Genomic DNA, 19,554 nt, shown 5'->3' with positions numbered 1-19,554 from the left:
GCTTATTTCAGCCCCTTGTGATTTTTTGTCATGCGCAGCACGTTGCGCCCGTCGACACGCTCGGCCCGGACATCGTCCATGACCTCGCGGATGAGATACAGGCCCCGCCCCCCGGTGTCCTCCCGAACGCCCGCCTCGGGCGGCAGGCAGGCGCACTTAAGCAGGCAAGGATCAAGAGACCGCCCAGTGTCGGACACCTCCACAATCAACCTTTCTGGATCAATGCTGACTTGAAGCCCGATTTCTTGATCCGGATCCCCGTCATAGGCGTGACGCATGGAGTTGGTGGCCGCCTCGCTCACGGCCAGCTCCACATGATACTTTTCATCGTCATTCAACTGCACCCCCTGCAAAAGACCGCGTATGGCCAGACACGCCCAGCGCACCGCCTCGGCCCGGCTCGGAATAGAGAGAGAAATCGAGTGCATGTCAGCTCCCTTTTCCACCGAGAGCGGCCAGCGCTTCTTCCGTGGACGCGAAGATGCGGAACACTCCCTGATCGAGCCGGGTCAATGCAAAGAGTTTGCGCACCTTGACGGAAAGGGACGCCAAAAGGATCTCTCCATCGCCGCCCAGTGTCTTGAGGCCGCTCATGAGTGCGGCCAGGCCCGTTGAATCCATGAAATCCACAGCCGAAAGATCAATGACAAAGGAGCGGTGGCCGTCGTTGACAAGGTCCACAAAGCGGCTCTTGAGCAGGCCCGAATTGGCGGCGTCCAGTCTCTCTTCCACGGGCCGCAGAATCATCGTCTTCCCCACCATGCGTTCTTCCATGCGTCTCTCCTTGTTCAGTCGTCGTTGAACTTGATGCAAATCAGGGAGATGTCGTCTTCAGGATGTGTTCCTTCGCCGAAACGGTTTAACTCCCGCCGCAGTTCTTCCAGAATGGCGTCCGGTTCCAGATGGATGGAGGCCATCAGCACGTTTTCCAGTCGGGTTTCGCCGAAGTGTTGTCCGGTGGAGTTGGCGTGCTCGGTGCATCCATCGGTATACAGCAGGAGCACGTCATCCTTTCTGACCTCGATGCGTTGCGAGACAAAGGGGACCGGCTCGCCCAGGCCAATAACCGTTCCGCCCGCCGACAGTTGAACAGCCGGATGTCCGTGCCGGGCCAGGATTGGCGGAGGATGACCTGCGCCAGAGGAGACAATGGTGCGCGCCGCAGGGTCGAAAATCATGTAGAACATGGTGCAGAAGTGGTCGAAGCGGTCCAATGGAATGGCGCGGTCCACCCTGCGCAAGACCTCGTCCGGCTCAAGAGGGCCGTGTTCGTCCTGCACAAACTCGGACCCCGGCTGCATGATCTGGGAAACGGAAACCGTGACCATGGCCGCTGCCGGGCCATGTCCGCTCACATCGATGAGATAGAGTCCGATCCGCCCGCCGGGCAGGGGCAGGATGTTGAAAACATCCCCGCCCACATGATCGCTGGGCAGAAAGAGCCAGTCCATGGCGAACCCGCGCGCGGTAGGGGCTTTCTGCGGGAGCAGGCTGAGTTGTATCTGGGCTGCGGCGGCCATGTCCTCGTCCAGTGCGCGCTGCTTCTCCGTCAGAGCCTTGTTGGCCTGTATCAAGGCCTGCTCGGCCTTCTTGCGTTCGGTGACGTCGCGCATGATGCCGGTGAAGAAATGCTGCGACTCGGTCTGCACCTCGCTGACAGCGAGTTCCAGCGGAAAGACGCTGTTGTTGCGGCGGCGGCCCGGAACCTCGCGCCCGCTCATGTTGATGATCCTTGACTCGCCGGTTGCCAGATATTTTTCGAGATATCTGTCGTGTTCCGTTCGATGCGGCTCGTCCATGAGCACATTCACCTTGCTGCCCACGAGCTCTTCCGGCGCATAGCCGAAAAGCGCGGCCCCGGCCTTGTTGACCGTGGTGATGACCCCCCTGATGTCCATGGTGAAGATGCCGTCCACGGCAGCGTTCACGATGCCGTCAAGTCTTGCCCGATTGTATTCGAGTTCCCTCAGCGCCCTGTTGCGTTGGGTCACATCCACCGCGATGCCGAGATACCCGGTCGTGGTCAATCCGTTGCGGATCGGGGTCACCGCCAGCTCCATGTCGAGCGTTGAGCCGTCTTTGCGCACAAAGGTCCACTCACGGCTTTCAAACCCGCCCTGCCGGGCTGATTCCACGAACACCTCAAACCCTGCCACCCCACGGCCTAGCGCCTCGGTCAACTCTCGGCCACGCTCCTTCACTTCCTCGGGCAGATGAAAGGCCTCTGGCGTATGCAGCCCGATCAAATCCTTGGCCGCATAGCCCAGCAGATTCTCCGCCCCGGGGTTGAACATGGTTATGGTCCCGTGGGGATCGGTTGCAATGATCGCCACCTGGGTCGCGGCGTTCAACACACTTTCGAGTTTTGCATTGGCCTCGTGAAGCTGGGAGATGACGCGCCTGTTGGCCTTGACCAACTCCCCCATTTTCATGACGCTTTCCAAAAGCTCCCTGGACTGGCTTTCTTCGTGGTTTCTGGCGCTTACCAAGCGCTCATGGACCCGGACCAGGAGCAGCGAAAACAGGACGATGATGATGCTTCCGATGCCGAAGGAGACGAAAAGGGGACTCCCCAGCGAAGCGGAGTGTCTCGCCAGTTCGCCTGGCGGCAGGTGTGCAACGAGAACCCATCGGGTGTCCCCGGATTCCATACCAGTCAATACGGCGGAATCCCGGCGCAGAGAACGCGTCGCAAGGATTGCCCGCGAGGGAGCGATGCTGGTGAAAAGAAAGAGTCCATCCTTGGTGGCTATGCGTCCCGATTCGTTCCCGCCGATAGATTCCCAGGCATCCGGGTAGGCGTTGCCCATGTTTGCCGAGGCTCTTTCGGGCAGCATGAATCCCCATTCCTGATCAGGAGAAGGTCCTTTAAGCCAATATCCCTGACCATTGGTCACCCAGAATTGCCAGCCTTCCTGGTTGGGCAATTCATTCAGCCAGTCAAGGATGGTTGCCCCGCGCAGATTGAATACCAGCACACCACGACGGGTGCTCTCGTCATTAAAAAGAGGCATGGACAGACGCACCGTGGGGCGCAAAGGTCGCTCAACGAGACCGTTTTCCACATTCAGGTCGAACCGGGACACAAGGAGCGCGCCACGGGGCAACTCCAAAGCCAAACCAAAGTAAGGTCGTCCGGCCTTGTTCTGCAGGCCCTGGACAGGCCGCAAAAAAGCACGCTCTGCAGGGTCCACCTCTGCCCGGATCAACTCATCGCCGTTGATCCCGAGAAGCCGGACCTGAAGCAGCAGCTCCTTGTCCCGGACCATGTGAAGAAAGTCGTTTCCGAGCAATTCCAATTGCGCTGGAGTCGGATTGTTCAGCCAGGCAGCCATGGCATGGCTGTGCGCCAGGAAACGCATGTCCGAGGCGGCCTCTTCCAGGCGGGAGGCCATGAGCGCCGCCTCCACCTCGATCTGCCTCGCTTGAGGTTCCCCCAGAAGCCGCTCTCCATAGTCGTAAAGAGCGCGTCCGGTTATCCCAAGCACCAGCGCAAAGACAACCACCACCGGCAAAGCCAGTGTCAGTGTTTTTCGGGCGCAGGAGAGAACCGTCATTTTCATCAAAGTTGTTCAAACTCCTCAGTCGACAGAGATACCACTTTACTATTCTATATGTAAGTTTTTTTGAGTTGTGCAAGTCGAAAATGACCGAACTGCAACGCCCCCTTGCTGGACTTGTTGCGCGTGGCTGCATGTCATTCCCCCAACCAGCCAAAAAGGAAGGCCAACAACCTGACCAAGCGCCTCCGGCGTGAGCTTGGGGAACGCTCCAGGAAGCGGATTCCCAAGTTGGTGTTCTGTCGCGATATCTGGTCGCCCTACAAGTGGCGGCAGCACCTCATGAAGATTCTGTGCGAAAAGGCCGGGGTGAAGCACTTCACTTTTCACGCCTCACGAAGCGTAAATCGGCATGCAAACGAAAAACGGGTTACAGCTTTCGCTGTAACCCGTTGTATTTACTTGGCGTCCCCAAGGGGGTTTGAACCCCTGTTGCCGGCGTGAGAGGGTATACTGAAAACCACGGAAGGCCGCTTACCTACGTGATTTCAGCCGTTTGCAAACGCCACCAACGCCACGAAAAGCACGTTTGATACGCATGGAGCCACGGACGAGCCACGGAGGATTTTGGTTGTTGGTGACGTATTTGCCAGAAGTTTTTCAGCGATTGACACATTGAGCGATGATGGGTGAGCCTTGCCAAATTTTTGCACGAATCCCTAGACCTTTTCAACAAGAAGAGTCTAAAAAACGGAAAACAACGTTGACGTGTAACGAACAAAGGCAACAAGGACGACGTAATGCGGAGTTTTTTCTCAAAGAAGCCGGAGCAACTCGATGGTGTTTCTTTTCGGGGCTGTCCTAGCTAAGCACTCCGCTTAGGCTTAGGATGGCATCATGTACGAAAGGAAAAGCAGGCTCAGCCCACAGAAGCGGGCCAGGCTCATTGAGCACTTCATTGCCGGCACAACGGCACGTGCTGCCGCTCAACTGGTGGACGTCAACAAGAACACGGCGGCCACGTTTTTCACTCGGCTGAGGAAAATCATTGCCGATGAGATGGAAAAGGCATCGCCATTCGACGGTGAGATTGAAGTTGATGAGAGCTATTTCGGAGGAGTCAGGAAAGGCAAGCGCGGTCGAGGTGCTGCAGGGAAAGTCCCTGTTTTCGGCTTGTTGAAGCGTGGAGGGCGGGTTTATACGGTCATGATCCCAAACGCCCGGAGCACGACACTTCTCCCCATCATGGAGCGCATGATCTTGCCGGACAGTATCGTGTACACTGACGCTTTCAGAAGCTATGATGCGCTGGATGTCTCGGACTTCCACCATGTGCGGATCAATCACTCTGAAAGGTTCGTGGACAGGCAAAACCACATCAATGGGATTGAGAACTTTTGGAACCAAGCCAAGCGCCACCTCCGCCGGTTCAACGGCATCCCCAGGGACAGTTTTTTCCTGTTCCTTAAAGAGTGTGAGTGGCGGTTCAATTGTGGTGACCATAAAATGTTACTCAAGCAACTGAAAAAGTGGATTAATCAGCGGGGAAAATCCTAGTTAGCTAGGACAGCCCCAAAAAGAATATGCACCCCCACGACAGGCCCAGAGGATTGGAGGCGGTTCCTTGCCGATCCAATCAAACAATGGAAGGCGGGGTACTCTGCCAAGGAACTTGCGTATAGCTGGGAAACTGCTGAAGGTTTTCCCGAAGAAGTACAAGCACTCCTTAACACTAAGCCTGCCTTTGACAGCCTCAAAATTCTTTTCGCAGTTCCTGAATACCAAGTTCCTTTGCCTGGTGGGAGCAGACCCTCTCAGAATGATCTTTTCGTTCTAGCAGGGAATGATGAAGAGCTTGTCGTTATTATGGTGGAAGGGAAGGCTTCAGAGTCATTCGGTCCTACTCTCGGAGATTGGAGAAACAATGATTCTGAAGGTAAGAAGAAGCGTTTAGCTTACTTGCAGAAGAAGTTACAGCTGGAAGGTGAGCTTTTTCCAGACCTTCGATACCAACTTTTCCATCGGACAGCCTCTTCGCTGATCGTGGCTGAGCAATTCCATGCGACGAGTGCCATTATGCTTGTTCATTCCTTCTCAGAAAATGATGACTGGTTTGATGACTATTCAAATTTCTTGAGTTTGTATGGGCAAAAAGCCCAAATTGGGCGCCTTCATGAATTGTTGGAAGGCCCCAGCGTGAGACTCTATTGCGGTTGGGCAAAGGGTGTTTCACAAAGCTGCTAACATTCTGGTCAAACCACGAGGGATGGGTCTATTTCTCCGCCGAAACAGCACCCCGATACGCTTCCTCAATCAACCGATTTTTCACCTCTGGCACACCCGCCCGCTCGTTCTGCTCCCGCCAGTTCTCGCGAACCAATGCGGTCATGCTCTGGGCGCTTTCCCGGGCCTTGGGCAAATCGAGATCGAAATCAGCCCATCGTGACAACGCGTTGTCGAGCGTGGCGACCCGGCCCTGTTTGCCGATGCCCAGAGTCAGGCGGCTGGCGTCGTCGCCGTCGCGCCGGGGTTGGGGCACGATGTCGTAAGGGGGAGAGCCGCCATTTGCCGCTTGCGGTGTCGTAGAGGTGTAATGGCAATCTCCCATTGCCTGCTCTTCTTCTAGATTTTGCATCGACCATGCGTTACTAACTGGTTTGTTGGCAGGCGATGCCATGCTTTTGTTTCCAAACCCATTTCACGGGAAGTGACAGTGACGAAGGACGAACAACGCAACCAGTTTCTGACGGCCTTGAGCGGCCTCGGCGGCAAGGCCGGGAATATCACGCTGCGGGAAGCTCTGGACTGGTCGGCGGATGAATACGACGTTGTGCGCGATGCGCTGTTGGAGGAAGGGGCCATCCAGAAAGGCCGTGGACGGGGCGGCTCCGTGTTCATGACCGGGCGGGAACAAGAGGCCAAAGCCAAGGAGGCTCCCAAGGGCACCGCCCCGAAGAAAAACGGGGCCAACGCAGTCAAAAAGAACGACGAGGCGGCCTTGGGCATCGAGGCTGAGTTGTTCAAGACGGCAGACAAGCTCCGGGGCAACATGGAACCCTCGGACTACAAGCACGTGGTCCTGTGTAAAGTCCCCGTAAACTAGGTCCATTGCCAAGTAGAGACTTCTGGCCCAAAATGGGACAGGAGTTTTGTATGCGTAAATCGAAGTTCAGTGAGTACCAGATCGTCAAGATCCTGAAGGCAGTGGAAGGCGGACGGACTGTCGTCGATGTCTGCCGCGAGCACGGCGTGAGCAGCGCCACGTACTACAAGTGGAAGTCAAAGTATGGCGGCATGGAGGCATCCGATATCCAACGGATGAAGGATCTCGAAGCGGAGAACCGTAAGCTCAAGCAGATGTTCGCCGACCTCAGCCTGGAAAACATGGCGCTCAAGGATGTAATCGAAAAAAAACTCTGAGGCCAGTTCAACGCAAGGAAGTTGTCACGCACATGGTCAACGCGTTTGAGCTGAGCTCGCGCAAGGCCTGCGCGGCCATGGGCATCAGTAGGAGCTACTACGCCTACAAGCCGCACCCGCGGGACGATAGCGATGTCATCGCAGCCTTGACTGAACTGGCCGAGAAAAAGCCTACATGGGGCTTCAGTAAACTTTTCAACGTCCTTCGACAGCAGGGCAAGCCCTGGAACCACAAGAAGGTTTGGAGGGTTTACTGCCTCTTGAAAATGAACCTGAAGCGCAAGGCCAAGAAGCGGCTTCCGCAAGCCTCTCGGACGGCAGTGGCCCAGCCGCTTGCGCCAAACCATTGCTGGTCGATCGATTTCATGCGGGACACCCTTTACAGCGGTCGCGTCTTCAGGACTTTCAACGCTGTAGATGATTACAACCGTGAGGCCTTGGCCGTGGAAATCGATACCAATATGCCAGCAGGAAGAGTGGTAAGGGTGCTGGATCGGGTCGCCGAAGAGCGTGGCTGCTATCCCGAAAGGTTGCGAATGGACAATGGTCCGGAGTTCTCGGGGACTGTCATGGCGGCCTGGGCAGAATCGCATGGCGTGAATCTGGAGTTCATTCAGCCTGGCAAGCCCACCCAGAACTCATACATCGAGCGGTTCAACCGGACCTACAGAGAAGAAGTGCTTGATTTGTACGTGTTCAACAGCCTGAGCGAAGTTCGGGCCATTACGGAGGACTTTATCCGTGAGTACAACGAGGGACGTCCTCATGAATCCCTGGGGAATATGTCGCCGATAAATTTTGCTGCCCAGAGGGCAGGGGGTACCCCCTGCCCTCTGGGCAACCCCCCCGAAAACTGTCGGGAGTCTCTACCGTTAACTGGCCCTATGAAAGGGGACTTTACAAATGCTCCAGTTGATCAGGTCTGCCATCCTGTGTGTGCTGTTAGATGTAATTGAATCATGCCTTTTCAGTGCAGTCTGTACTCCCTTGATTATCGATCCGAGTATGGCTGGGTGGTTTTTAGTGAACAATCTATTGAGTTGACTCTCCGTGACATGCCTCCCATCTAATGGAAGGGCATCAACCAGGATTGTTCTGCTTAGAAGGTCTGGTCGAGTAATTTCAACACCAATCCCGTTGATTCCTATCAGGGCTCTTCCTTTAATCACGACTAGCTCTGAGTTCGTATACAGCTTTCTGCCAGTGTGGCTTCCGCTGCTGGCAAGTTGGCACATGGCATCAGACATTCCACCGCTGATTTTTGAAACATTATCTATGGCCATCAATTTGTATGAAGTGCTCACTATGAATAGAGCCTCCTCAGTTCTTGGCAATCCAATTAAAGGAGCTTCGCAGGGGTCTACCGTTTGCTTGAGTGTTTTTAGAGCTGTGCTTTTCGCCGACCCCTGTTTCCCGGACACTGACAGCAAGGGGAGGGTTCCTTGGTGCATGAATAATGACATTAACCAAGCAAGGATCAAGGTTCTGTCCTCGGTGCTGAAATTTAAAAACCTAGCGAGTTTCTTTACATCGTCGTTTTTTGCCGTCGGATCAGGCTTTGGCAGAGAGAGTGCGTTAGAGGGTTTAATGAAGAGAATGTCTGACTCTTCGACGAGTTTGATTCTGTCCTTTGAAATCCTCATGACTCCCGGCTTGCCTAAGTCAAAGTAGACCGCCCCATCGTGGTGACCTACTCGTGTGGCAATGTTCCGAAATTGACCTCGTTCTGTGGCGTAGAAGGCAAGCTCCTTCTTTACACCGGCGATAATGTGATCACTAGGGAATTTCTTTTTCCCATCAACATAGAACCGGCTGATGAAGTGCGTGACTTCCTTTGCCTCCAGAGGCTGCACTTGCTTTTCGTGGCCTTCGCCCCAGCAGACATAGGTAGCCCCGTGTGGGTCGAGAACAAGTTCTGCTTGGCTCATGATCGTGTTGACCATTTTGGTTTGAGATTTTTTCTTAGCCATAATAGTATCCTCCTAACTGGATTGAAGAATTGTCAGCGAACCACTTCCGCTGACCATATGGCTTTAGCTTCGCCCACTTGTCGGACTTTGTGCACAGAGGCAGTGGCGTTTCCCTAGCGAAGATAATGCTTTTTGTCTTAACTGCTCAGATTTTAACACAAAGAGGTGCGCCATGGTTATTCCTGTTAATGAGAAAAGGCTTTTGTTCAAGTGGTATTTGGCGTTTAGCTACATGCTTGCACCATACGATGCTGAAATGCAGAAAAATATATTTCATTTCAGGATGCTTAAATATGCGTTTGGCAACCCTGATAGAACAAACAAGCATTTCGGCAAAGCAAGCAACTGTGAGCTTGCTGCTCGCTATAGAAAAATTCTTATCGCTAGGAACTCGATCAATGATGAAATTTTGTCTAGAAAAACATATGCAAGAAGAACTGGTGAGATTATTCGATTTTTGAATGCAATGACTTTAATAGAAGCAAATGACCCTAGTTTGAACAAGGCATTCTACTTGTTGAAAGAAGGGTTTAAAGGTAGAGAGAATTCAAAAAAAGGAAAGCAACAGTCATTTTCTACAAGGACTTATGATAAATGTATGAAAAATTATAACCCTGTACTTCATCTTTGCGCTGCTTACTCATATACTAATCCTGACAATAGTCGCCATGAAGGAACACAGAGCGAGAGAATCAGGAACTTCTTCTCAAAATCTGTCTGCTACCACAACTTTATAGAACAATATGAATATTCTCGGCAGGGACGAAACAAGCGAGATATACATTATTTGGTTTCCAACGGGCTATATACGTTCCAACATGACTTTTTGTGCGAGAATACCAGTGTGGCCGATGAAACGGCAGAGTTCCTGGAAAGGGTGAAAAGCTACTTGAAGGGCTTTACTCACGACTGGGAAAAACCAGTTCGCAACACTTAACTACATCCATTTCAGTGAGGAAAGGCCCTTTCCTCAGTTTCTCATCACTCCCGGCCTAAATATGTTGGTGTCGTAATCCCATGACACCAACAGGTTGGCGAGTGATCCATGCAAATTGATGCTTCTCTAAAGGTGCTTAGCGCCCGCGAAGTGTCGAAACTTCTGAAGGTTTCGACTGGCTTCGTCTATCGCTACAAGCACAAACTCGGCGGCTTCCAGGCTTGCCGAGGAGGGAAGCTGTTGTTCTTTGAAAATGAAATATTGCAGCGAGTAAGGAGTCAGGATGCCATACTTCGACAAGACGTCCGGCAAGTACCGGGCAACCAAAATGATCAACGGCAAGCGCAAAAACAAGATGTTCAAGAGCAAGTCCGAAGCAAAACGGTGGGAAGCCCAACAGACCGAAGGGAGCTGGAGCGCCGTGCAGCCGAACTTGGTCTCCGTCTCACTACTTGAATGGAGCGTGGAATACCTAGAATACTCGAAGCAGCGACATACACCCAAGACATATTTGGAGGAAAAGGTCCCAGCGTTCAACCGGCTCTTCGAAGCTATACCGAACACTACCCCTGTGACCGATTTGACCGTGACAGCTTGCTTAAAGATTCTGACGCTACGCGCTCAAGATGTGAGCGGCAACGCCGCTAACAAGGACCGTAAGAACCTCGCCGCCGCATGGACCTGGGGTACGAAGTATCTTGGCATGCCTCGGGACAACCCATTCGTTGCGGTGGACAGATTCCCGTCAGATCAGCAAGCCCGCTACATGCCGCCAGAATCGGACTTTTGGAAAGTGTATGAAGTGGCTCGGCCAAAGGACCAAGTGTTCCTCTTGACACTCCTGCATACCGGCGCAAGGCGTAGTGAGTTACTGAGGCTGACTTGGGACGACATAAACCTGGACACAGGCATGATACGCCTTTGGACCAGAAAAAGAGCTAACGGCTCGCTTGAGTTTGACTGGCTTTGGCTTACCAGTCGACTTCACGATGCATTGCAAAAGCATTATGAACAACGGATTAGCGAGCATGTGTTCTGTCGCTCAGATGGTACGCCATACAAGTGGCGACAGCATTTAATGAAAATCCTGTGCAAGCGGGCTGGGGTGAAACACTTCACCTTCCATGGAATACGGCACCTGCTGGCCTCCAAAATGGCTCAGAAGGGAGTAGATATCCCCAATATTCGAGATATCCTGCGGCACACGAACTCGATGACCACAACCCGGTATATCCACCGGCTGGGCATCACTAAAAACGTCTTGGAAGACGTGTTCGGCCAACCTGAAAGCTAGCCAGGAATGTTGACGCCTTGGGGGCTTTTGGTTTGATTGTGATAATCGAGCCTATTCGACTTTGACTTTGTACAAAATGTCAGGCCCACAGAGTTCAATTGAGAATGCAAGTATCGATAGAAAAGAAACCCCTGAGCAATTAGATCCACCCCCCGCCACGCACAATGCCTCTGCGATTTCCAGACCACTGCATCCGGCAATTCCAGCGGCTCGGCATATACCCTCGCTCGCTGTAACCGAAGTGCACATAGTCCCTCCAAGAGCTTGGCATATTCCTTCGCCGAGAGTGGTGTATGGCGTGCATATAGACCCTCCACCCGCCCGGCAAATCCCTTCGCCTACCGACGTGTACGAGGTGCACAACGCCCCTTCTCCGGCTCGGCATATTCCTTCGCCGACTGAGGTGTATGAGGTGCAAAGAGACCCGCCACCAGCACGGCAGATGCCCTCACCAATTGACGTATATGAAGTGCACAACGCCCCTTCTCCGGCTCGGCATATTCCTTCGCCGACTGAGGTGTATGAGGTGCAAAGAGACCCGCCACCAGCACGGCAGATGCCCTCACCAATTGACGTATAGGAGGTACAGATTGATCCACCGCCTGCTCGACAGATGACTTCCCCTACACGATAATTAGGGTCTGCCTTTTCCAAATTTTCCATCACTCCCAAAAAAACGTAACTGGCAATTTGGCAATAACGAGATCTTTTCTTTTCTTCTTGTGCGTTGGCATTAGAGATTAAGACTACCAATATGAGGCAGACCAATATGACACTGCGGTTTCGTTCCATGTGCGCACACAACCCCTAACTCTGGTGAGTGGATACAAGCCATACGTAGCATTTTGCAGCCCCTGAGATCTAGTTAAAAAGCTCCAACGACACCAACCTTCCGGGCTTTTCAACATCAATTTACACGAAATTTTACACACAACCCAAAAAACGGGTTACAGCTTTCACTGTAACCCGTTGTATTTACTTGGCGTCCCCAAGGGGGTTTGAACCCCTGTTGCCGGCGTGAGAGGCCGGAGTCCTAGGCCACTAGACGATGAGGACGCATGATTGGTGGGTCGTACTGGGCTCGAACCAGTGACTCTCTGCTTAAAAGGCAGATACTCTACCAACTGAGTTAACGACCCGCGCCAAGGAAGGTATGTCTATCTATTTGCATTTCGGGTGTCAAGGGGAAAACGCAGTCGCGGGCGGGGCGGCAAGCCATCTGTAACCTGATGGTATAACAGAACATTGCATTTTTTTCTTGCAAAAATGTTTTGAGGTGGTATAGTCCCGCTCCCGTCGAAATTGACTAAAGCCCACACAGGAGCAGACATATGACCAGAAAAGACCGCACAGAAGGGATCTACTCCCGCCGCGAGGTTCTCGACGAGTCCGAACGCAGGCAGTATTGCCAGCTCCAGCTCAAGGAGCTCCTGAGCTATGCCTACCGCTATTCGGAGGATGTGAAAAAACGCTTTGACCGCTCCCAGTTCAATGTGGAGAAGTTTCGCTCCCTGGCCGATCTCAAGCATATTCCCATCATCAAGAAGAAGGAACTGATCTTCCTGCAATCCATGGGGCCGCGTCTGGGCGGGCTCTTGACCAAGGACTTGGGCGAGTTGCAGCGCGTCTTCCTCTCTCCTGGCCCCATATTTGACCCCGAGGACCGCAGCGAGGACTACTGGGGCTGGACCGAAGGGTTCTACGCCGCTGGCTTCCGCTCCGGCGACCTGACCCAGATCACCTTCAACTACCATCTGGCCCCGGCGGGCCTGATGTTCGAGGAGCCGCTGCGCAACCTCTCCTGCGCGGTGATCCCGGCTGGCCCCGGCAACACCAACTCGCAGATCGAGATCATGCAGAAGCTGCGGGTGACAGGCTATGTGGGCACCCCGAGCTACCTGATGCACCTGGCCCAGAAGGCCGAGGAGATGGGGCTCTCCCTGCGCAAGGACCTGTTCATGGAAGTGGCCTTTGTCACAGGCGAAAAATTCTCGGAAAAGATGCGCTCCACCCTGGAGAAGAAGTTCGACTGCATCATGCGCCAGGGCTACGGCACGGCGGATGTGGGCTGCATCGGCTACGAATGCTTCCACAAGAACGGGCTGCACCTCTCCAACCGCGCCTATGTCGAGATCTGCCATCCTGATACCGGCATCCCGCTCAAGGACGGCGAGGTGGGCGAGATCGTGGTCACGGCCTTCAACAAGACCTATCCGCTCATCAGGCTGGCCACCGGCGACCTGGGCTATCTCGACCGCGCGCCCTGCGCCTGCGGCCGCACCAGCCCGCGCCTGGGCAACATCGTGGGCCGGGTGGACACCACCGCCCGCATCAAGGGCATGTTCGTCTACCCCCATCAGGTGGAGCAGGTCATGGCCCGGTTCGAGGAGGTCAAGCGGTGGCAGATCGAGGTCACCAATCCCGGCGGCATTGACGAGATGGTTTTGTCCATTGAGGCGGGCCAGTTCAACCAGGAGGACGAGATGCTCCATCTCTTCCGCGAGAAGATCAAGCTGCGGCCCATCCTCAAGGTGCTGGCCCCCGGCACCCTGCCCCCGCAGATCAGGCCCATTGAGGACAACCGCACCTGGGACTAGCCGCCCGGCGTTTTCACCACACCTTCACCCGGCCCGCGCATCTGTGCGGGCCGGGTTTTTTCCTATGTGGCCCACCGTCAAGGGAATCTGTGTATAGCCTTTTCCTATTCGTGCTCTCTGGCACCAAGTACCATTCGTTCGGTACAAAATCATTATTGCGCCATTTGGTTCACGCTGTCTAAACAGCCGAAAAACGCCCGCGCAGATTGGTGATTCAGGTTATGAACTTTGATAACAACGGCCCGAAAGACTCAAACGCCATAAAACGATTGCCAGGAGGCGAGCTATGGCTGCAATGGCTTTTTGCGGCACTCCTGTTTTTGCGACAAGCTGGTTGTAACGTTCTTTGATTTTAGGAACTTTTGCCTGCCATATCCAAGCGGATTCGACCAGGAGGCTTCGCAATCGTTTTTGTCCGACAGGAACAAGTCGGCCGCGTGATGATCGCTCACCACTTTGGCGAACCGTCGGCGCAAGACCGAGATACGACACGACCTGTTCATGACACTGAAAACGCTCCGGACGAAAGACCTCCAGCAAAAACGTGGTGGCGACCGTCGGGCCGACGCCGGGGACCGTCCGCAGCCGCTTCATAGCCTCTTCATGCCGTTTTACCATGATCATGGACAGAGTCGCCTCGATCTCTTTTAGCTCCACCTTCTGCCAAGACAACTCGCGCAACAGGCTGTCCAGCGTCAACTTGGCGGCAGGCTCGATTTGAAGAGTCGACAGTCTCCCAACGGCTTGCCCGGACCACTGCGATAGCCCTGGCGGCTCCTCCGCGCCGACGTAAAGCAGCAACGACTTGATCCGTAACTTGGCGCGGCGGATGTTGTCGACAATCTGCGACCTGCGGCGAATCAGGCTGCGCTCTCCTTCCTCGGCAGGAGTAGGCACGGCGATCCCCTTAAGCATGCCCTTGGCGGCATAGTCGGCCAGTTTGATACAGTCCAACCGATCTGTCTTTGACCCCGCAACCACAGCACGGGGAACCTTGCTCGGGGCAACCACGCAGCAATCTATGCCAGCCTCTTCCATGGCCCGACATAGCCCAAAACCCGTTGGGCCGGATTCATAAGTGACCTGTGCTATTGGCTGCCCCAATTCGAGCAACGCCAGGACCAAATCATATGGCTTGGCAGGCGCTACCCATGTCTCACAAGCCCCATCCTCGCGACGCACCGCCACATGATAACTGAGTTTGTGAACGTCCACGCCGACGTGAATCTCCCGGCCTTCAAACGCTTCCAGAAAATCGCTGATTCGTGATACTGAATACTTTGCCATGCTGTGCCTCCTGCGGTTCTAAGTTGTCGTTCAAACTCAGACTACCTCAGGTAAGGCCAGCATGGTATTTGGGTCGTGCCCGCGTCCGTTGTGCAATTGTCGGCGTGCGATTGCCTGATGGTCCCGGCCCGGTGTATGGGCAGGGCATGAAAGGCGTGGGAATCGACGGATGCCGGGGTGGCTGGTTCGCGGTCTGGACCGGGGACGGCGCGCGCTGGGAGTGCGCCCTGTATCCGGACATGGCCGCTGTCTGGCGCGACCATTCGGACGCGGCGGTCCTCTTTGCGGACATCCCGGTGGGGCTTCCAGACCAGGGAACGCGGCTGGCCGACGGCCTGGCCCGGCAGCGGCTCGGCCCGCGAGGGGCGAGCGTGTTCAATGTCCCGGCCCGGCAGGCGGCCCTGGCCATGGGGCGCGAGGACACGCCTTCGGCTGTACGCAAGGCTGCGGCACGGGATGCCAACCGAAAGCTTTCCGGTAAGTCACTTTCTGAGCAATCCCTTTGTATTGTGCCAAAGATTCTTGAGGTGGACGCTTTCTTGCTCGCCACGCCAGAGGCGCGGGGCAGAGTCTTCGAGGCGCATCCCGAGGTCTGTTTTTCCCTGGCCGGGGGCGCGCCCATGGTCTATTCCAAGAAGGAGTTCCTGGGCGGGCTTGAGCGGCTGCGGCTGGTCGAACAGCGGATTGCCGACGCGCAGGCCATGCTCGCGGACGCCCGTGGCCGGTATCCGCGCACCGCGGTGGCCACCGACGACATGCTCGACGCCATGATCCTGGCCGCGAGCGCCGCTTGCTGCCAGGGGCGTCCCACGCCCATGCCCGATCCGCCGGAGCGCGACGGGACCGGGCTGCCCATGGCCATCTGGTATCACGATTTCAACAATTGCTGAGGATTCCATGCACATGCGACTTTTCTGGCCGACCGCGCCGCGTCTGGCCCTGCTGCTGGTTCTGGCCATGGCCCTTGGGGCGTGTACGGCCAAGGTCGCGCACCCGCCCCTTGGGGTGACCTTCCTGCCCCGGTCCGGCGAGTTCGTGTCCGGCGTGGGCGAGCGGCTCTCCTTTGCCGAGGTGCTCAAGCTGGCCGAGGGCAAGGACTACATCCTCGTGGGCGAGGACCATCGGAATGCCTGTGATCACACAGTGCAGCAGCGGCTGCTGGCCGGGCTGGCCGAATCCAGCGCGCCGCCCGTGGTCGGGCTGGAGATGGTGGCCGTGGACATGCAGCCCGCCCTGGACCGGTTCGCCGCAGGGCAGGTGGATGTGGACGGTCTGGAGGCGGAGCTCAAGTGGAGCGAGCGCTGGGGATATCCCTACGCGCTCTTTCGCGGTCACTTCGAGACCATCCGGCGGCACAGCCTGCCCGTGGCCGGGCTCAACGTGCCCTCGGCAGTGACCCGCAAGATCGCGCGCGAAGGCCTGGACGCCCTGACCCAGGACGAGCGCGCCTGGCTCCCTGCCGAGATCGTGCCCGTGGCCAACGCCCAGGCCCCGTTCCTGGACATGGTCCTTGAACAGCACCTGGCGCGCGACGCCCGCGAGCTGCCGCTCGACGAGGCCACCCGGCGCGAGCGGTTCTTCCTGGTCCAGGCCATCTGGGATTCCAAGATGGCCGAGGTGGCCGTGGCCATGCACCGGCAATACGACTGGCCCGTGCTGGTGGTGGCGGGCGGCGGCCATGTGGAAAACGGCTGGGGCATTGCCCGGCGCATCCGGCAGTTCGATCCGGGCGCCAAGGTCCTGCTGATCATGCCCTGGCGCGGCGACGAATTCGACAGCGGTTCGGGCGACGCCTTCATTTTCTGCCCGGAAACCTATGAATCCAAAATGGGCGCGACCCTGACGGCCACGGGCCGGGGCGGCCTGCTGGTGGAGTCGGTCACGCGCGGATCCCGGGCCGACGTGGCCGGGCTGCGGCCCGGCGACACCCTGCTCGAAGCCACGGGCGTGCCCCTGGACCGGCTCATGGACCTGCACATGGCCGGGTTCAAGGTCCATGAGGCGGACGAGCCGCTGGTGTTCACAGTCTGGCGCGGCGGTCAGACGTTCAAGGCGGACCTGGGCAAGCTCGGCACCAAGGCCGGGAAGACCATGCCGAAGAGCTCTGCCACGGCTGAGGGAACTCAGATGCCGAAATCTTCGGACTCGTCCCAAACCAAACCTGAAACCGGAAGGGGAAGATAGATGAAACAGATGCTTGCGCTCCTCCTGGCCGTCCTCCTGATCCCGGCCATGGGCTGGGCTGGCGGGACGCTGCCGACCATGCCCCAGACCGTGGCCGATCTGGTTCGTATCGAGCTTGTCACCGGCCTTGCTGCCCAGGCCGAGGTGGACACGCTGCACGGCAAGCCCCTGCCCGCCGAAGAGAGCCTCGTGGCCCGCTATGCCCGGTCCGGCTCCGCGGATCGCCCGGCAGAGGTCTGGGTGTCGCGCGTCTTGTCCGAGGCCGAGGCCCGGCGGCAGACCGGGCAGATGGTCCACATGATGTACGAGAACCCCAAATCGCCCTTCAAGAACCCGGCCCGCCTCGATCACAAGGGCGTGGCCGTCTACCGGTTTCACGGCATGGGGCAGGTCCATCTCATCTGGTACAGCGCAGACCTCGTCTACTGGGTCAGCGCACCGCCGACCGATCAGCCAGCCATGCTCGACGCCTTTTGCTTTCCCCCCAATCCTTGACAGGAGTGCACTCCCGGCGTACCCGTCATACAGTTGGAATCCCGAAGGAGGCTGTCATGAAAAAAATCTTGTCCATGCTGCTGACCCTGGCCGCGCTTCTGGCCGTGGCCCTTGCGGCACCGACCCGATCGCACGCTGCCGACCCGGATCAGGTGATCTCCGAGGTCCGGGGGGGTGTCTATGCCCACGACATCAGCTTCTGGAGCTTCCACCGCGAAAACGGCGCGGACATCAACGGCGAGGTGCTCTTTGTCTCGCCTTCGTTTCTCGAAACCGTCTGGTCGCCGCGCCCGCACCTGGGCGCCACCATCAACACCGATGGCAAGACCTCCTTCCTCTATTCCGGCCTGACCTGGGAATACGACCTGCCCGCTGACTTCTTTGTGGACGCCAATCTTGGTCTGGCCGCCCATAACGGCAAGCTCGACACCGACGACTCCAATCGCAAATCCCTGGGCTCGCCCGTGCTCTTCCGCCTCGGCGCGGCCCTGGGCTACAACATCACCGAAAAAATCAATATCTCCCTGCAGTTTGAACACATGTCCAACGCCTACATCGCCAATCCCAACGAAGGCATGGACAACGCCGGCCTCCGCCTCGGCTACCGCTTCTAAGGACGCGGAGTGGTTGGGGTTGGGGTTGGGGTGAGAGATTCCGGGGGGAAAACTTTTGGAAATAGCCGCCACCTTGTGTGGGACTATCGGCTCTTGCCTTCTGTTTTCAACGGGTTGCGACCGATTGGTCGCAGCCCGTTGATCTTTGTGTGTGACTACCGTGTGTGAATCCGTCAGGCAACCCGGCGGCTTTGCGCTTCATAGATTGCCATGGCGTCCCGTTCCACGTTCCGCAGCTTTTCCAGATAGATCTCGGTGCTCCGTCGGTCGGCATGCCCCAGCAGATGCTGAATGCCCGAGATGAGCGCGCCGTTGTTGTCCATCACCGAAGCACCCGATGCCCGGAAGCGATGGAACGAATAGTAGCCGACACCGGCCTTCCTGCACGCCGTCTTGAGCATGGTGTAGCGGCCCTTGGTGTAGGGCCCGTCCACCATCCGTTTCAGCTTGTGGCTGTAGCTGCGGCACCAGAACACCCATTCCTTTTCTGGGTCGCGCCTGGCATACAGTTCACTGAGCACCTCGTACAGCTTGTCGGTCATCGGCACCTGCCGGAGCACGGGCTTTCGGTCCTTGTTCTTGAAGGTCTTCAACTCCACGTACCGGTCCTCGAAGTTGACCCGCTTCCATTTCAACCGATGCACCTCGACGCTTCGGGCCAGGGTCTCGCGGATCACCCACAGGTATGGTTGGTCTTCAGGTTTGGCCGCCGCGATGATCCGGTCCAGAGTCTGGGAATCCGGTGTCCGCCTCTTCTTCTCGGCCAAATGGCTTGGAAACGATTCCAGCCCGGCAAAGGGGTTGTCGGCGATGAACCGCTGTCCCCTTTTCATGGCCCAGGCGAATGTCGCCCGCAGGAGCAGCAGGTCGGCATTGGCCGCCAGGGGCGTCGACGACCTGGACCGGGACAGCAAGTAATCGTCAGCCATTCTGCTGGTAATGGTGCTGCACGGCACATCGCCGAAGTGCTTGAGCAACCGCTGGGCGGCGTAGCGGGTGTTCTTGTAATACTGGGTCGAAAACGAGCGCTCCTGCAATGTGTCAAGTCGCCTGTTGAGCATGTCAAGCAAGCCCATGTCGTTCCTTTCGGCCATCTTGTCTGCCTTCGCCACCTCCTTTTTTCTTTGCGCCTGCGCCGCCTGCGCTTCGCGTTTTGTCCGAAACCACGCCTTGGTGTAGCGCTTGCCCTTCACCATGAAGTCGTACCGGAACCCTTTTCCGGCTTTGGAATAGATGGTCATAAATGTCCCTCCGGG

The 19,554-nt window shown here is 56.4% G+C and carries 17 protein-coding genes, 2 tRNA genes and 1 pseudogene; 11 read left to right on the top strand and 9 right to left on the bottom strand.

Going from position 1 to position 19,554, the window contains the following annotated elements; genetic code table 11:
• Positions 1–2 precede the first annotated feature (2 nt).
• The 3 genes from DAES_RS16170 to DAES_RS16160 are packed head-to-tail and all read right to left on the bottom strand — an operon-like array spanning position 3 to position 3,563.
• Complete coding sequence (locus tag DAES_RS16170; RefSeq protein WP_013516113.1) at positions 3–428, bottom strand: ATP-binding protein; 426 nt, start codon at positions 426–428, stop codon at positions 3–5.
• 1 nt (position 429) lies between these two features.
• The gene (locus DAES_RS16165; RefSeq protein WP_013516112.1) at positions 430–774 is read right to left on the bottom strand and encodes an STAS domain-containing protein; all 345 of its coding nucleotides are present in this window, start codon (positions 772–774) and stop codon (positions 430–432) included.
• Positions 775–788: 14 nt separating this feature from the next.
• Complete coding sequence (locus DAES_RS16160) at positions 789–3,563, bottom strand: PAS domain S-box protein (protein WP_013516111.1); 2,775 nt, start codon at positions 3,561–3,563, stop codon at positions 789–791.
• Between the two features lie 834 nt (positions 3,564–4,397).
• Here DAES_RS16160 and DAES_RS16150 point away from each other — a divergent pair.
• Both DAES_RS16150 and DAES_RS18120 read left to right on the top strand, forming a co-directional pair.
• Complete coding sequence (locus DAES_RS16150; RefSeq protein ID WP_013515367.1) at positions 4,398–5,057, top strand: IS1595-like element ISDae1 family transposase; 660 nt, start codon at positions 4,398–4,400, stop codon at positions 5,055–5,057.
• A 24-nt stretch (positions 5,058–5,081) separates the two neighbouring features.
• Complete coding sequence (locus DAES_RS18120; RefSeq protein WP_083808681.1) at positions 5,082–5,744, top strand: DUF6946 family protein; 663 nt, start codon at positions 5,082–5,084, stop codon at positions 5,742–5,744.
• Between the two features lie 28 nt (positions 5,745–5,772).
• On the opposite strand, the gene DAES_RS16145 is transcribed toward DAES_RS18120, so the two are convergent.
• Positions 5,773–6,177: a hypothetical protein gene (locus tag DAES_RS16145; protein WP_157864885.1), complete on the bottom strand. Its 405-nt coding sequence runs from the start codon at positions 6,175–6,177 to the stop codon at positions 5,773–5,775.
• Between the two features lie 36 nt (positions 6,178–6,213).
• On the opposite strand from DAES_RS16145, the gene DAES_RS16140 reads away from it, so the two are divergent.
• On the top strand, positions 6,214–6,603 hold the full coding sequence (locus DAES_RS16140; RefSeq protein WP_013516110.1) for a type I restriction-modification system subunit M N-terminal domain-containing protein: 390 nt from the start codon (positions 6,214–6,216) through the stop codon (positions 6,601–6,603).
• Positions 6,604–6,653: 50 nt separating this feature from the next.
• Positions 6,654–7,729, top strand: a pseudogene (locus DAES_RS16130) (IS3 family transposase); the annotation flags it as partial.
• Positions 7,730–7,792: 63 nt separating this feature from the next.
• Here DAES_RS16130 and DAES_RS17725 read toward each other — a convergent pair.
• Positions 7,793–8,890 carry a hypothetical protein gene (locus DAES_RS17725; RefSeq protein WP_013516108.1) on the bottom strand — a complete coding sequence of 366 codons (1,098 nt, stop codon included), beginning with the start codon at positions 8,888–8,890 and terminating at the stop codon, positions 7,793–7,795.
• Between the two features lie 172 nt (positions 8,891–9,062).
• Here DAES_RS17725 and DAES_RS17720 point away from each other — a divergent pair, with 172 nt between their 5' ends.
• Both DAES_RS17720 and DAES_RS16120 read left to right on the top strand, forming a co-directional pair.
• Positions 9,063–9,827, top strand: coding sequence for a hypothetical protein (locus DAES_RS17720; RefSeq protein WP_013516107.1), 765 nt, complete (start codon positions 9,063–9,065; stop codon positions 9,825–9,827).
• Positions 9,828–10,110: 283 nt separating this feature from the next.
• Entirely contained in the window at positions 10,111–11,121 is a 1,011-nt protein-coding gene (locus DAES_RS16120; RefSeq protein ID WP_013516106.1) for a tyrosine-type recombinase/integrase, read from the top strand.
• 980 nt (positions 11,122–12,101) lie between these two features.
• Here the strand turns inward: DAES_RS16120 and DAES_RS16115 are convergent.
• Together DAES_RS16115 and DAES_RS16110 are read right to left on the bottom strand one after the other, a co-directional pair.
• Positions 12,102–12,177 (bottom strand) — tRNA-Glu (locus tag DAES_RS16115).
• A 7-nt stretch (positions 12,178–12,184) separates the two neighbouring features.
• Positions 12,185–12,260 (bottom strand) — tRNA-Lys (locus DAES_RS16110).
• 192 nt (positions 12,261–12,452) lie between these two features.
• Between DAES_RS16110 and DAES_RS16105 the strand changes: the two genes are divergently transcribed.
• Positions 12,453–13,718: a phenylacetate--CoA ligase family protein gene (locus DAES_RS16105; protein WP_013516104.1), complete on the top strand. Its 1,266-nt coding sequence runs from the start codon at positions 12,453–12,455 to the stop codon at positions 13,716–13,718.
• 219 nt (positions 13,719–13,937) lie between these two features.
• Here the strand turns inward: DAES_RS16105 and DAES_RS16100 are convergent, their stop codons facing one another.
• Positions 13,938–15,005 carry an IS110 family RNA-guided transposase gene (locus DAES_RS16100; protein WP_013513773.1) on the bottom strand — a complete coding sequence of 356 codons (1,068 nt, stop codon included), beginning with the start codon at positions 15,003–15,005 and terminating at the stop codon, positions 13,938–13,940.
• A gap of 146 nt (positions 15,006–15,151) precedes the next feature.
• Between DAES_RS16100 and DAES_RS16095 the strand changes: the two genes are divergently transcribed.
• The 4 genes from DAES_RS16095 to DAES_RS16080 are packed head-to-tail and all read left to right on the top strand — an operon-like array spanning position 15,152 to position 18,298.
• Entirely contained in the window at positions 15,152–15,895 is a 744-nt protein-coding gene (locus DAES_RS16095) for a DUF429 domain-containing protein (RefSeq protein ID WP_013516103.1), read from the top strand.
• A gap of 7 nt (positions 15,896–15,902) precedes the next feature.
• Positions 15,903–17,189 (top strand): ChaN family lipoprotein, encoded by a 1,287-nt coding sequence (locus tag DAES_RS16090; protein ID WP_013516102.1) that lies wholly within the window; start codon positions 15,903–15,905, stop codon positions 17,187–17,189.
• Positions 17,190–17,684, top strand: a complete 495-nt coding sequence (locus DAES_RS16085; protein ID WP_013516101.1) for a hypothetical protein — start codon at positions 17,190–17,192, stop codon at positions 17,682–17,684.
• Between the two features lie 56 nt (positions 17,685–17,740).
• A complete protein-coding gene (locus DAES_RS16080; protein WP_013516100.1) occupies positions 17,741–18,298 on the top strand; it encodes an acyloxyacyl hydrolase in 558 nt (185 codons plus the stop codon).
• 173 nt (positions 18,299–18,471) lie between these two features.
• On the opposite strand, the gene DAES_RS16075 is transcribed toward DAES_RS16080, so the two are convergent.
• Positions 18,472–19,539 (bottom strand): tyrosine-type recombinase/integrase, encoded by a 1,068-nt coding sequence (locus tag DAES_RS16075; protein ID WP_013516099.1) that lies wholly within the window; start codon positions 19,537–19,539, stop codon positions 18,472–18,474.
• Between the last annotated feature and the right edge of the window lie 15 nt (positions 19,540–19,554).

Source organism: Pseudodesulfovibrio aespoeensis Aspo-2 (genome assembly GCF_000176915.2).
Taxonomy (GTDB): Bacteria; Desulfobacterota; Desulfovibrionia; order Desulfovibrionales; family Desulfovibrionaceae; genus Pseudodesulfovibrio; species Pseudodesulfovibrio aespoeensis.
Note: the sequence above shows the minus strand (reverse complement) of the source record. Positions and strands in the feature narration are given on the sequence as shown.

Bases quoted from the DNA above. Each gene is read 5' to 3' on its own strand.
- DAES_RS16080 (WP_013516100.1), top strand. From the start codon at position 17,741: ATGAAAAAAATCTTGTCCATGCTGCTGACCCTGGCCGCGCTTCTGGCC.
- DAES_RS16085 (WP_013516101.1), top strand. From the start codon at position 17,190: ATGAAACAGATGCTTGCGCTCCTCCTGGCCGTCCTCCTGATCCCGGCC.
- DAES_RS16100 (WP_013513773.1), bottom strand. From the start codon at position 15,005: ATGGCAAAGTATTCAGTATCACGAATCAGCGATTTTCTGGAAGCGTTT.
- DAES_RS16090 (WP_013516102.1), top strand. From the start codon at position 15,903: ATGCACATGCGACTTTTCTGGCCGACCGCGCCGCGTCTGGCCCTGCTG.
- DAES_RS16165 (WP_013516112.1), bottom strand. From the start codon at position 774: ATGGAAGAACGCATGGTGGGGAAGACGATGATTCTGCGGCCCGTGGAA.
- DAES_RS16095 (WP_013516103.1), top strand. From the start codon at position 15,152: ATGAAAGGCGTGGGAATCGACGGATGCCGGGGTGGCTGGTTCGCGGTC.
- DAES_RS16105 (WP_013516104.1), top strand. From the start codon at position 12,453: ATGACCAGAAAAGACCGCACAGAAGGGATCTACTCCCGCCGCGAGGTT.
- DAES_RS16160 (WP_013516111.1), bottom strand. From the start codon at position 3,563: ATGAAAATGACGGTTCTCTCCTGCGCCCGAAAAACACTGACACTGGCT.
- DAES_RS17720 (WP_013516107.1), top strand. From the start codon at position 9,063: ATGGTTATTCCTGTTAATGAGAAAAGGCTTTTGTTCAAGTGGTATTTG.
- DAES_RS16145 (WP_157864885.1), bottom strand. From the start codon at position 6,177: ATGGCATCGCCTGCCAACAAACCAGTTAGTAACGCATGGTCGATGCAA.
- DAES_RS17725 (WP_013516108.1), bottom strand. From the start codon at position 8,890: ATGGCTAAGAAAAAATCTCAAACCAAAATGGTCAACACGATCATGAGC.
- DAES_RS16075 (WP_013516099.1), bottom strand. From the start codon at position 19,539: ATGACCATCTATTCCAAAGCCGGAAAAGGGTTCCGGTACGACTTCATG.
- DAES_RS16150 (WP_013515367.1), top strand. From the start codon at position 4,398: ATGTACGAAAGGAAAAGCAGGCTCAGCCCACAGAAGCGGGCCAGGCTC.
- DAES_RS16120 (WP_013516106.1), top strand. From the start codon at position 10,111: ATGCCATACTTCGACAAGACGTCCGGCAAGTACCGGGCAACCAAAATG.
- DAES_RS16170 (WP_013516113.1), bottom strand. From the start codon at position 428: ATGCACTCGATTTCTCTCTCTATTCCGAGCCGGGCCGAGGCGGTGCGC.